Below are 12,993 nucleotides of genomic sequence, written 5' to 3'. Positions count from 1 at the left end.
AAACCACCCAAAACCAAGCGGTCTCGGGTGGTCAACCAACCAAATATGAGGGTTTTCTGAGTCGATAGCTTCAAGGGAACCCTCCGCCCTTTTAATTGTTTACCAAATCATTTTGGTTTCTAAAGACTAAATGATCATCAAAGTTGTCCAGCAGAATGATACTATCAACGGTTACTTTTCCAGAAAGAATTTCCTTAGAAAGTGCATTCAGTACTTCTCTTTGAATGACCCGTTTCACTGGTCGCGCTCCATATTGGGGATCGAATCCTTTCTCCGCCAAATAGGCAATAGCCTCTTGTGTTGCGTCCAGGGTTATGTTCTGTTTGGCCAACATTTTGGTCACTCCTCTCAATTGAAGCCCCACAATACTGGTAATGTCTTCTTTTGATAACGGCGTAAACATGATTATATCATCTATTCGGTTCAAAAATTCTGGTCGAACAGCCTGTTTTAACACTCCCAGCACTTCTACTTTGGCCGCTTCCATGGCTGTATCCATATCCTTCATGGTCTCAAATTTCTCTTGTATGATATGGCTTCCCATGTTACTGGTCATGATAATTATAGTGTTTTTGAAATCGGCAACACGCCCTTTATTATCTGTTAGTCGTCCTTCATCCAGTACTTGTAACAAAATATTGAAAGTATCTGGGTGTGCTTTTTCAATTTCATCCAATAAAACCACCGAATAGGGCTTCCTTCTAACGGCTTCCGTCAACTGTCCCCCTTCATCATAACCCACATATCCTGGGGGGGCACCTACCAATCTGCTCACACTGTGTCGTTCTTGGTATTCGCTCATATCGATCCGGGTCATGGCATTCTCATCATCGAATAGATATTCCGCCAAAGCCTTGGCCAATTCCGTTTTACCAACCCCGGTAGTTCCAAGGAATAAGAAAGAACCAATGGGTTTTTTCACATCCTGCAACCCTGCGCGACTTCGTCGTATGGCATCACTCACAGCAACTATTCCTTCCTGTTGTCCTACCACTCTTTTGTGTAGTTCGGCTTCTAGATTAAGTAGCTTTTCCCGTTCACTTTGCAGCATTTTGGTAACAGGAATCCCTGTCCACTTTGCGACAACTTCCGCAATATCTTCGTGCGTTACTTCTTCTTTTATCAAGGCAGTTCCCTGTTGTTTCTGTAGCTCATCCTGAAACTGTTCCAGTGCTTGCTGAGCGTCCTTTATTTTTCCATACCGAATCTCCGCCACTTTGCCGTAATCGCCATCGCGTTCTGCTTGATCTGCCTCTAACTTGAAGGTTTCAATATCTTTTTTAGCATTCTGGATATTTTCGACTACTTCCTTTTCGCTCTTCCACTTCGCATTAAGTTCATTTCGCTCTTCTTTTAAGTTGGCCAGCTCAGCACCAAGTGATTTTAACTTATCCGAATCTTTTTCCCTTTTAATAGCTTCAATTTCGATTTCCAATTGCATAATCTTACGATCCAGGACATCTAGTTCTTCCGGTTTGGAATTGATCTCCATACGCAGTTTTGAAGCTGCCTCATCCATTAAGTCAATGGCCTTGTCCGGTAAGAAGCGATTGGTAATATAGCGTTGCGATAGTTCTACTGCTGCTATAATGGCGTCATCCTTTATGCGCACCTTGTGATGGGTTTCGTATTTCTCCTTAATTCCACGCAAAATTGAAATAGCGCTTTCGGTATCGGGTTCATCCACTAGGACTTTTTGAAAACGGCGTTCTAGCGCCTTGTCTTTTTCAAAGTACTTCTGGTACTCGTCCAAGGTAGTTGCCCCTATAGCACGTAATTCGCCTCGAGCCAATGCTGGTTTAAGAATATTTGCGGCATCCATAGCACCTTGCCCACCACCAGCTCCTACAAGGGTGTGGATCTCGTCAATGAACAACACGATATCACCATCGCTGGTGGTCACTTCCTTAATGACAGCCTTTAATCGTTCTTCGAATTCCCCTTTAAATTTTGCACCTGCGATAAGAGCTCCCATATCTAATGAAAAGACCTCTTTGCTCTTTAGGTTTTCGGGAACATCGCCAGCGATAATACGATGAGCTAAACCTTCTGCAATAGCCGTCTTACCAGTTCCTGGTTCACCTACCAGCATTGGATTGTTCTTGGTACGACGTGAAAGAATTTGAAGGATCCTTCGTATCTCTTCATCCCTACCAATCACTGGATCCAATTTACCATCACGGGCTAATTGATTTAGGTTACGGGAATATTTGTTCAATGAGTTATAGGTGTCTTCTGCGCTTTGTGATGTCACATTTTCTCCTTTCCGCAGTTCTTCTATGGCGGCTCGAAGTGCTTTTTCCGTAACCCCTTGATCTTTTAGTGTTTGGGCTATGGTGCTTTTCGATTTAAAGATGGCTAACAGCAAGTGCTCCACCGACACATATTCATCGTTCATTTTCTTGGCCTGAATACTGGCCTCATTCATGGCTTTTCCTGCATTCTGGGATAACATAAGTTGTCCGCCTGAAACCTTTGGATAGGATTCCAATTGTTTATCTAACACTTCCTTTAGAAGGTCGACATTAACATCCAATTTTTTCAACAAAAAAGGTGTTACGTTTTCATCGACAATAAAGATTCCCTTGAGTATGTGTTCGTTCTCTATTTGTTGATGTCCGAAACCTTGAGCCAATTGTTGGGCTTCTTGTATGGCTTCCTGACTTTTTATAGTAAAATTATTAAAGTTCATAGGTTCATTTTGGTTGTTATTGGTCAAAATGCAGGCCATGTTTAAAACAAGTCATTTTGACCGTTTTAGATGGTTTTTATCCGCCAAAATGGCGGTTTTTGTAAGGTTTTTTATCATTTTACGAAGAATATGTTGTAATTAGATATTATATATTTGACGAAAATTTAAGCTATGGGACTATTTGGTCTATTCAGTGGGAGTAAAGAAAACCACGACAAAGAGGAAAAACAGCTTCCTTGGAAAGCATTAACTACAGTTGAGCAGCTTACACAGATTGTCCAAGAATCAAAGACAAGACCGGTAGCTATTTTTAAACACTCTACGAGATGTGGTATTAGCCGAATGGTACTTCGGAATTTTGAAGGGACCTATGAAGTAGATCCCGAACAGATGCATTTGTACTATCTAGATTTATTAGCTTACAGAAATGTTTCTGATGAGGTAGGCTTTAAGTTTCAGGTGTTGCACCAAAGCCCTCAGTTGATCGTTATTAAAAACGGGGTCGCTGTCGCCCATGCTTCCCATCATGGGATACGGGCGGAAGAATTGGTTAATTTTGTTTGACAACCATAGGTTTATCCTTTAGTAAAATACAGTTGCTATGAAAACACTTCTCGCTTTAATTCTTTTTAGTGTATGTTCTTTATCTTATGCACAAGATATTATCGAACTGGAAGCGAAACAGGAAAAAGATGCTGATTTTTTCGATTATGAGGACTATACAATTGAAAATGGTAAACCTGTGCCATTAGGGGAGCTTGTGTTTTTGAAAGGTTGTAGTTGGTATTGCGGAGGGAGTGTTGATACTATTTCTGCTTCTTCGGAATTGAAAGGGAGCGGGGCAATAGATTACGAACCAGGAAATGCACATGATTTTGATGAAAAAACAGCTTGGGTTGAAGGTGTTGAAGGCAATGGTGTTGGTGAATACATTGAATATCAATTTGACTTTAATAAAGCTCCTATTTATAATACTAACTTAGGAATCAATAAACTGATTATCGCCAACGGATACAAGAAAAATAGATTGACTTGGGAAAACAATGCGAGAATTAAACAATTGCTCGTATATGTAAACGATCAACCTAAATTCCTAGTTAATTTAAAAGATTCCTTTGAAATTCAGACAGTAGAATTTGAAACGATAAAATTCTTTAATGATAGAACCCTGCGTTTAAAATTTGAAATTAAAGATGTGTATGAAGGAACGAAATACAAAGACACGGCTTTAAGTTTACTTATGTTTGATGGTGTAGGAGTTCATTAAAACATAAAAATCCCCGAAAAGTTGCTTATTCAAGAACTGAACAGGGCAGCAATCCATCCCTATATACGGTTGGTTTAACGGATACCGCTGCGGTGGATACCGTATTTTCCAATTTCCTGTTGACCCTGGGCATCGACCTTTAGGGGCCAATGCCCCGTGGCAAACCAAAAAGCCCCCTTTCTGGGGGCTTTTTATCGTTCGGGCGCGTTGGCCTGTGCTATCGTTTTAGGGTAAAGTGCCCTGTGAACTCTTTCCTTGCCTCGTCCTCTGTGTACTCCACCCTGAACCAGTAATCGCTCGAGGGCAGCGGGTTCCCGTTATAGGTACCGTCCCAGCCCGGCCCCAACGGGCTGATCTGCTTGAGAAGCTTACCGAAGCGGTCAAATATATAAATTTTTGCCGTAGGGTCGCCACTGGCGATCCCTATGATGTTCCATGTGTCGTGGAAGCCGTCCTGGTTCGGGGTCACGAACCTGGGGTAGTCTATCACCCCCACCTCGACCGTCACGCTACCGCAGCCGTTGGTGTCCCGTATGGTCACCGTGTGCGGCCCCGGCTCCACGCCGGTGAAGGTATGGGCCACCTCGCCCGCCCCCTCGAAGGGGCCGTCGTCGAGCTGGTACTCGTAGCTGCCCTCGCCCGTGGCGGTGGCCTCGATCATGTGCTCGCCGTCGAAGGCGTTGCTGGTCACGTCCACCGTGTACTCCTGTGGGGGGGAGGACAGTACCACCGTGGTGGTGGCCGTCGTGCTGCAGCCCGACTCCACCTCGGTGATGGTCACCTCGTAGCTGCCGCCCTCGGTGGCCAGCAGGAAGGGCTCAACGGCATTGGGGAGCACCTCCCCGTTGACCGTCCATGAGAATATGTAAAGTGCCGGGTCGAGGCCCGTGTCTATCAGCGGGGGGGACGGGTCGCCCGATTCCTCCGGGATGGCCACCCCGTTGTCAACGCAGAGCCTGTACTCCTCCTCGAGCTCCACGGTGGGGAGCCGCTCCACAGAGAGCAGTACCTCCACCACGGCGAAACAGGCGTCGGGGTCCTCAGGGTCCGCCTGGTTGGTCACCCGGGCGTAGATCACCTGGGGGTTGACCACGTTGGCGTACACGTCGGGAAGGGGATCGGTCCCCGCCTCGGCGTTCTCGAGCGTCTCGTGGTAGGTCAGTACGTAGACCGCCGGGTCCTGGCCCGCAAGTATCTCCGCCGCCAGCGCGTCGGCCTCGCCGTCGAGCTCCGTCGGGCTGGCGGGGTCGCTGTGCAGGGTAAAGGCGCCCACACCGTCGTTATCGCCGGTGTTGTCGCATATCTCGTAGGGCAGCGCGGGCTCCATGGCCGTGGCCGCCTCCTTGACCTCAAGGTCGAAGCTCAGGGACACCTCCCCGCTGTCGGGGTCCTCCTGGCTCGCGGCGAAACAGCCCGTGGCCGTGTCGGTCACCCTGATGTAGATCGTCTGTGGGTTGGACTCGTTGGCAAAGGCCGAGGGGTCCAGTATCGGCGAGGCGCCCGACTGGGCGTCCGCCAGGGAACGGTAGTAGGCCACCCCGAAAAGCAGCGGGTCCTGGCCGTTGAGCGCCTCCGCGTCCCGCTGGGTCAGGTCGAACACCGCAACGCCGTCGGCCGCGAACTCGCAGGCCACAAGGTCGCTGACATCACCGCTGCCGTCGGGCAGCGGGTTGACCACCAGCTCCAGTACCACCACCGTGTAGCAGGGGAGCTCCCCGGGGGGGACGTCCCTGGTCACGCGGGCGTAGACCGCCTGGCCGCCCGGCACCGTGTTCTGGTAGGCCGTGGGGTCCGCTATGGCATCCAATGGGTCGCCCACCTCGGCAAGGTCCGCGCCCTCGTAGTACAGTATGCCCACGTCGGGCTCACCGTTGATGATCTCGTCGTCCTTGGACGTCAGGTCGAACACCGAGAGGCCGTCGAAGGGCGATACGTCGATGTCCGGGTCCCCGTCGCCGTCGCACACCTCAAGGGGCTCGGGCTCGCTGGGGGTAGGGTTCGGGAGGACCCTAAGGGTCAGGTCCGTGCGGGCCTCGCAGCCGGGGCCCGTGAAGACGCTCACGAATATGTCCTGTGGGTTCACCGGCTGCCCGTCGGGGTCCACGTTGCGGTGGGACGTCGGGTCCGCGATGGCGATCCCCGCATCCTGGTCCGAGGCGCTCAGGTAGTACGATACGGAGTAGCTGCCGTTGCCCCCGGTGATCGCGTCGTTGTTCAGGGTAAGGTCGAAGGTCGATATGCCGTCGTCCAGCGTGCTGCCCCCCTGGTCGTCATCGCACTCGGCCATCTCGAAGGGGCCGGTGCCCAGCACGGGCAGCGGGTTCACAACCAGGTCGAAGGGCGTCGCAAGGTAGCAGCCCGTAAGGCCGTTCTCGGCACGGGCCCAGACCGTCTGTGGGCTAGAAAGGTTCGTGTAGGCGCCCGGGAGGGGGATCGCGTTGGTCCCAAGGTCCGCATCGAGGGCGCTCTCGTAATAGGTCACCTCCAGAAAGTCGGCAGGGCTGTCCTGGGTGGCCAGCACCGGGGCGCTGTTGAGCGTCAGGTCGAACACCGCAAAACCGTCCCCGTCGTCATCGCACACCTCCATCGGGGAGAGGAACGACCCGGGGTCCGGAGGGTTGGGCAACAGCTCCACGCGCAGCTCCATGGCCACGATCGTGAAACAGGGGTTCACCCCAGGGGGGGTGTCCCGCACCACCCGTGCGTACACCACCTGGCTGAAGGGCACTATGTTGGAGTAAGGGCTCACCAGCACATCCGCGGGGTCCGCCACCTGGGCGTCCACCAGTGTCTCGTAGTAGCTCACCGTGACGTCCGCCTCGCCGTTGGCGATCTCGGCGTCCTTGGAGGCAAGGTCGAAGGCGTTGAAGAACCCGTCGTTGTCGTCGTCGCAGGCGATCAGGGGCTCCGGCTCGATGGCGCCCGGGTTGGGCTCCACGTTGATGAAAAAGCTGCTGCTGGCAGTGCAGCCCTCGGTGCTGCGCACCGTGGCGAAGACCTCCTGCTGGGGGGAGGCCGTGTTCTGGTAGGCCGTGGGGTCCGCTATGGGGATGCCCGCGGCAAGGTCGGCAGCACTGGCGTAGTACTCCACCACAAGGGTGTCGTCGCCAAGGTCGATCAGCGGGCCGTTGGGCGTGAGGTCGAAGGTCGAAAGGCCGTCGTCAAGGGTACTGCCGCCCACCTCGTCGTCGCACTCGAAAAGGTCGGCACCCGTGCCGATGGCAGGGAACTCACCAACGACCAGCTCGAAGGCCGTCACACGGACGCAGCCCGTGACAAGGCTCTCAAGGCGAACCCAGACCGTCTGGCCCGTGCTCGGGAAGGCGTCCGCAGGGTCGATCGCGTTCACCCCGGCCTGCGCGTCGCCCTCAAGGGTGTGGTAGGTGATCGGGGCAAAGCCGGAGGCGTCCTGAACACCAAGGACCGAAGCGTCCTGGAGCGTAAGGTCGAAGACCGCCTGGCCGCTGCCGTCAGTGTCGCACGAAAGGAAAGGGTCCTGGAAATCCCCGTCAGGCACGTCAGGAAGGGCGATCACGTTAAGCGTAAGCTCAACGATCGAATAGCACCCCAGGGTGGCAGGGGGGACGTCACGGGTGACCCGTGCGTACACCACCTGTACATTGGGCGTGATGTTGGTATAGGGGCTCACGATCTCGGTGCCGGCCACCGCATCGATGGCGCCCTGCAGCGTCTCGTAGTACAGTACATTCACATCCGGCTCGCCGTTGATGATCTGGGCGTCGCGGTCCGTAAGGACAAAGCCGCCGACGATACCGTCGTCATCGTCGTCGCAAAGCTCCAACGGGTCGGGGAACGCATTGGGGGTAGGGTTAGGAAGCACCGTAAGGGTTAAGGTAACAATACGCTTACATCCAAATTCGGTGGTCACACGACCGATCACGGTCTGCGGCGTAGAGATATTTTGATACATTGTAGGATCGGGTATGGGATTATCCATGGCCTCATCTGCCAATGTTACAAACCACTCAACCGAAAGGGTGGGGTCTCCAAGTGTCGCGCCATCATTTTGTGTCGTCAAATCGAAAGTAGAAATTTCGTCGTCAGGGGCACTGCCATTTAACTCATCGTCGCACAGCATCATTTCGAATGGACCTGTTTCTGGAGGTAAAGGATCTACGATCAATTCCAGTTCCACGATATCGTAACATCCACTGGCACCATTTGGATTCGGCGGACTTGTACTGGTATCATTACCCACCATTAAAATGTATATGGTTTGAGGGTTGGAGGTATTGAAATAATTGTCCGGAGTAGCAATGGCTTGTGAAAAGTCTGGTGTTGTTATGGCCAGATCCCCAGCTATAATTGCCTCGGTCTCGTCTTCATAATAGTAAATATCGTATTCAGAGGTAGAAAGTGTTCCATAGACTTCCATTTCAACCACGGTTAAGTCAAAAATGGTGAATCCATCTTCAGTCCCATCGTCATCACACAAACGCAATGGTTCTGCTGGTTCTGTCGGTACTGGGCGATCCCTAACTTCGAGGGCCATCGGAACAATTTCAAAACACGTACTTATGGTGCTTTCAACCAAGGCCCATACACCACCTGTTCCATAGAGCGGATCTGTGGGGTCCGTAATGGGTTCGTCCAAGTAAATATCATCATTTGTATAAGGACTGGTAAGAGGTAGTTGTCCTAACTGCGCATCGATAAGGGTACCATGCCATGTTACAACCAAATCTGGATTATTCACAGTAATTACACCGTCAGCATCCGTTAAGGTAAACTCGGCAAATCCATCGTTATCTGCATCACAAACAACCAATGGTGGTGGATTGGAATTAATTGGAGCTGGAGGTAAGAAGCTAACATCTATCTCATCTTGAATGAAACAAAGACCCTTAGAGCCCTCAACTGCATAGGTACCCGCAACTGTTACAGAAAGTGTTGGACCGTCCTCACCTGGGATTGGAACACCGTTAAAGAACCAAACAAACGTAAAATTCTGATCTACAATACCTGTATTTAAAATAACTGGGGTTCCTTCACAGCCCACAATATCATCACCTAGGAAAAAATCAGATTCGGTCTGATTAATCTCAATACTAAATTCATTATTGTCTTCATTGGTTTCGGCAACAATTCCAGTACCGTCGCCAATATCATCTACCACTGCCCTCAAGTTGAAAATATTTGGAGTTGCCAACGGAATACTTAAGGTGATAGCACCAGCTTCTGATCCACCAATAGGAATTTCGCTATTGGTTTGTGATTGTCCCACTAGGACCGCATCTGCATAAAACGCTATAGGTGTGTTGGCTGGTAGTGGAGCCGTACTATTGGTATTGTATACTACGTAAGTAATATCTAAATCATTATTGTCGCAAATGACGCCTACATTTTGAATTTCGATGGTAGCATCTGGAATTTCGGAGTTTACGCTCGTAATGATATTATTCACCATTACAAAATCCTGACCAGAAGTAAGGTTTATTGTAATACTGGTATCTCCTTGCGTGACCACATCTTCAATGTCGTACACATCCATATCCATGTTATACAATTGATTAGATCCCGTATAACTATTGGTTCCGTTAAATGCATTATTCGCAGGATTTAGTGGAGGATTGCTTATAAGGTTTCCATTGATAAGCAATGTTTCATTTACTGCTAAACCGGCGTCTCCTTCCCATGCCAAGAAACCAATTTTGGCCAAATCTTCTGTAGTTACGTCGATGTTGTTCAGAATAATTTCCAGAGTAGGGTTGTTGGCCGAAACAAATTCAAGACCGTCGAATAGGCTTATTTGGTTCAGGGTTAATGATAAATCCTGAAAGATCACAATGATGCTCCATCCACCATAATTCGTACCGCCACCACAGTAATTGCCAATAACTCCAGTTAAATCCAATTCGGAAAGGGTATAGGTTCCTGGGCCTGTATTACCAACGATATCCGAAACGTCGGCATAAGCTGAAAAATAATCCAGTCCAGTACCTGCGGTCAAACTAAAAGTTCGTTGTGCGACTACTTCTTGTCCATTCAGTTCTACATTAAAATCTCCAGTTCCGGAACCGGACCAATAAAGGTGTGCAGAAATAAACGCTTCACCGGGTCCTAAACTATAATCGGCACTGCTTTCCGTAAGAATGGCACATGCGCCGCCCGCCCCATTCTCTTCGGTATTAAGTGTGTTACCGAAAGCGATAAAATCATATCTTCCGTTAAATTGCTGAAATACATCTACATTTTGCGCACTTAGTTGCATGGCACCAAGCGCCAAAAATAGAAGGGTTAGTCTCTTTATCATAGCTAGAGTAGGGTATTATTAAATGGTTGATTTCAAATAAATGTATTGATTTTATTTGATAAAGGCCCGAAGATCAAAAAAAATTCAATAAAACATGAGATTTCGATGAGATATTTGCCAAAACAAAAAAAATCCCCAAAAAGGGGATTTTTTATCTCAATGAGTTCTGTTTCAGTATGTCTTTTAACCGAATTTTTATGTCGGTTCCAGCATCCAACACCATTTGTTCATTGCTTGGAAAGGGAATAAAATCGTACTCTAAAAACTCTAGGTCTTCGTCTGTAAGTGCTCTTTCATCACCTCGAAATTTGGCAAACTCATTTTCAAAAACAAACTCTGTTGCCAAAGGATGCCTTCCCATATCCCTTGCTTGCATTAGGTTCCTGTAATGAACATCGCCACCTACCAAAACACTTTTCGTCTGCGTTGTATACATTACCCTTGCTGTAACCGTAATATAGTTTGGAATTTTAATATCGTTACCCAAACTATCTTTCATGACATTACCATCTCTGTCCAATTGGTATCTCCAACCATCTTCAATCTTCTTCTTTCTACGGTATTCTTTTTCTGAAATACGCTCTGGTGAAATTGCTATTTCTTCAAAATTCATTCGGATACCAAACTGATAATCGATATCGCCCCGCTGTTTTTCATGATATTGGGTCCAAAAATCATCCAAATCATAGGTATTGAAGTCCAAAAGGTCCCTTTCCAATCTTCCCGGAATAATCTGTCCACTTCTATTTCTGAGTTCCACGTGAACGAAATCGGTACCTAAAAACCTGGATTCCTCCTTCAGTCTTCTAACGTCCCTGTAATTCTCCTGTAATTCCTCTATTTCACAATAGATGTGATATGCGGTACGGGCATCGAGGGTGGTGTTTCGATTCAAGTATTGAGCAGCTTCATCGTAGCTATAGGCTATATAGTTTTCCTTGGCTTCAATAATATCACCTGAATAATCCATTAATTTAAACCGTGCCTGCTTTCCTTCCGAGTTTGTTAATGGCAATAATGGACGCAATAGATTTTGGCGTTCTTCCAAATCGAGATAACGGAAAAATATCTCTTTGCTATTTGAAGGTTGATTGTCCTTTTCCAAAAACTTGATTCGACGCTCATCGTTATCTACCGCTTTGTCGAATGCTTCTTGGAGCAAAACAATATGCACATCATTTTTGGAAGAAATTTTTCCTTTCTTCAACTTTTTGACCGCCAAGTATATGGCCTGGTCATAATTGCCCTCCGCTAAAAATTTCTGGTTGCGCTTTACACTATTACAACCCAATAGCATACTAGCTGCCAACACTAAAGTAATAGTTGTTCTCATAACAAATGGGTTTGGTTATGATAAGGGAAATACAAGGGTTATGCCAAAGTTACAATTTTCTGGCAGGCAGGACTTTACCACTGCAATTGCCAAACCCAATTCTCACTTCGTCGTTTTGGCAATAACCCCTTAGGGTAACCGTATCATTATCGTTAATGAACTTCCTTTCGGATCCATCTTTCAAAACAATTGGATTTTGTCCACGCCAAGTAAGTTCGAGCATGGATCCAAAACTATCTTTTGTCGGACCGGAAATAGTTCCACTTCCCATCATATCGCCACTACGAACATTACAGCCATTTACTGTATGATGTGCCAATTGCTGCGCCATAGACCAATACATATATTTAAAATTGGACTTTGCAACTATGTTTTCTTCACCCCCTTCTGGCTGAATAATTGCCTGTAGATGGATATCGAAATTTTTTGGCCCAGTTTGTTGTAAATAGGGCAGGGGTTTTGGGTCTTGTGCAGGCCCTTCGACCCTAAAGGATTCCAATGCATCCAATGTTACGATCCATGGAGAAATTGTGGAAGCAAAGTTTTTTCCTAGGAATGGTCCCAGAGGTACATATTCCCATGCTTGAATATCCCTTGCGCTCCAATCATTAAAGAGTACCAAACCAAATATGTTGTCTTCGGCTTCCTCTATTGGGACGTGTTTGCCCAAATGATTTGTAGCTGTGGTAATGAATGCCATTTCCAATTCGAAGTCCAATAATTTAGAAGGTCCAAAACCGGGGACTCCATCATCGCCGGGCTTGGTCTGTCCTACGGGTCTTCTTACAGGTGTTCCAGAGGGGATTATGGAAGAGCTTCTTCCATGGTAGCCGATCGGAATTCGAAGCCAGTTGGGGAGCAGGGCATTTTCGGGATCACGAAAAAGGGACCCCACATTGGTTGCATGTTCTTTGCTGGCATAGAAGTCGGTATAATCACCCACATCTACTGGCAATTGCATTTCAATTTCATCCAACCTAAAAAGGACTTTCTTTCTATGCTCTTTATCATCACGCAATCCGGGGGAAGTATGTAGGAAAATGTCTGAAATCCTATTGCGCACCAAACGCCAAGTTTTACGGCCGTCTGCAATAAAGTCGTTCAAGGAATCCTGAAGGAAAATATCATCGGTTAGATCAATTCCCTTGAAATATCCTAATTGGTGCATAGCGCCCAAATCTATAGCAGTATCCCCAATGCGGGTGCCAATAGTAATTACGTCATCACGGGTTAGAAATACCCCAAAAGGGATGTTTTGTATAGGGAAATCGCTATTCTCAGGAACATCGATCCATGATTTGCGAGTGGGGTCATTTGCGGTAAGTGGCATAGTGCGATTTTTTGTTAGTAAATATGTGAATCAAATATATAATTTCTGAGCAACTAACCCCAAGCTTTTACTATTTTTGATTCGAAATTAACGTAAG

General features: G+C 47.8%; 6 protein-coding genes. 2 read left to right on the top strand and 4 right to left on the bottom strand.

Going from position 1 to position 12,993, the window contains the following annotated elements:
- Positions 1 to 91 precede the first annotated feature (91 nt).
- Positions 92 to 2,692 (bottom strand): ATP-dependent chaperone ClpB, encoded by a 2,601-nt coding sequence (clpB, locus tag AC6JAD_RS17195; RefSeq protein ID WP_461305199.1) that lies wholly within the window; start codon positions 2,690 to 2,692, stop codon positions 92 to 94.
- A 171-nt stretch (positions 2,693 to 2,863) separates the two neighbouring features.
- Here clpB and ytxJ point away from each other — a divergent pair, with 171 nt between their 5' ends.
- Complete coding sequence (ytxJ, locus tag AC6JAD_RS17190; protein ID WP_461305120.1) at positions 2,864 to 3,256, top strand: bacillithiol system redox-active protein YtxJ; 393 nt, start codon at positions 2,864 to 2,866, stop codon at positions 3,254 to 3,256.
- Between the two features lie 37 nt (positions 3,257 to 3,293).
- Positions 3,294 to 3,959, top strand: coding sequence for an NADase-type glycan-binding domain-containing protein (locus tag AC6JAD_RS17185; RefSeq protein ID WP_461305119.1), 666 nt, complete (start codon positions 3,294 to 3,296; stop codon positions 3,957 to 3,959).
- 217 nt (positions 3,960 to 4,176) lie between these two features.
- Here the strand turns inward: AC6JAD_RS17185 and AC6JAD_RS17180 are convergent, their stop codons facing one another.
- The 3 genes from AC6JAD_RS17180 to fahA all read right to left on the bottom strand — a co-directional run bounded on the left by AC6JAD_RS17180 (position 4,177) and on the right by fahA (position 12,896).
- On the bottom strand, positions 4,177 to 10,233 hold the full coding sequence (locus AC6JAD_RS17180) for an FIDD domain-containing protein (protein WP_497865799.1): 6,057 nt from the start codon (positions 10,231 to 10,233) through the stop codon (positions 4,177 to 4,179).
- A 151-nt stretch (positions 10,234 to 10,384) separates the two neighbouring features.
- Positions 10,385 to 11,566 (bottom strand): hypothetical protein, encoded by a 1,182-nt coding sequence (locus AC6JAD_RS17175; RefSeq protein ID WP_461303722.1) that lies wholly within the window; start codon positions 11,564 to 11,566, stop codon positions 10,385 to 10,387.
- A gap of 49 nt (positions 11,567 to 11,615) precedes the next feature.
- Positions 11,616 to 12,896, bottom strand: coding sequence for a fumarylacetoacetase (gene fahA / locus AC6JAD_RS17170; protein ID WP_461303723.1), 1,281 nt, complete (start codon positions 12,894 to 12,896; stop codon positions 11,616 to 11,618).
- Between the last annotated feature and the right edge of the window lie 97 nt (positions 12,897 to 12,993).

It is taken from the genome of Aureisphaera sp., from assembly GCF_059726885.1.
The sequence above is the reverse complement of the archived record's forward strand: the minus strand, read 5'-3'. Positions and strand labels throughout refer to the sequence as shown.

What these genes read in the sequence shown, in the direction of transcription:
- AC6JAD_RS17175 (WP_461303722.1), bottom strand. Translation starts at nt 11,566, where the DNA reads ATGAGAACAACTATTACTTTAGTGTTGGCAGCTAGTATGCTATTGGGT.
- clpB (WP_461305199.1), bottom strand. Translation starts at nt 2,692, where the DNA reads ATGAACTTTAATAATTTTACTATAAAAAGTCAGGAAGCCATACAAGAA.
- fahA (WP_461303723.1), bottom strand. Translation starts at nt 12,896, where the DNA reads ATGCCACTTACCGCAAATGACCCCACTCGCAAATCATGGATCGATGTT.
- ytxJ (WP_461305120.1), top strand. Translation starts at nt 2,864, where the DNA reads ATGGGACTATTTGGTCTATTCAGTGGGAGTAAAGAAAACCACGACAAA.
- AC6JAD_RS17185 (WP_461305119.1), top strand. Translation starts at nt 3,294, where the DNA reads ATGAAAACACTTCTCGCTTTAATTCTTTTTAGTGTATGTTCTTTATCT.
- AC6JAD_RS17180 (WP_497865799.1), bottom strand. Translation starts at nt 10,233, where the DNA reads ATGATAAAGAGACTAACCCTTCTATTTTTGGCGCTTGGTGCCATGCAA.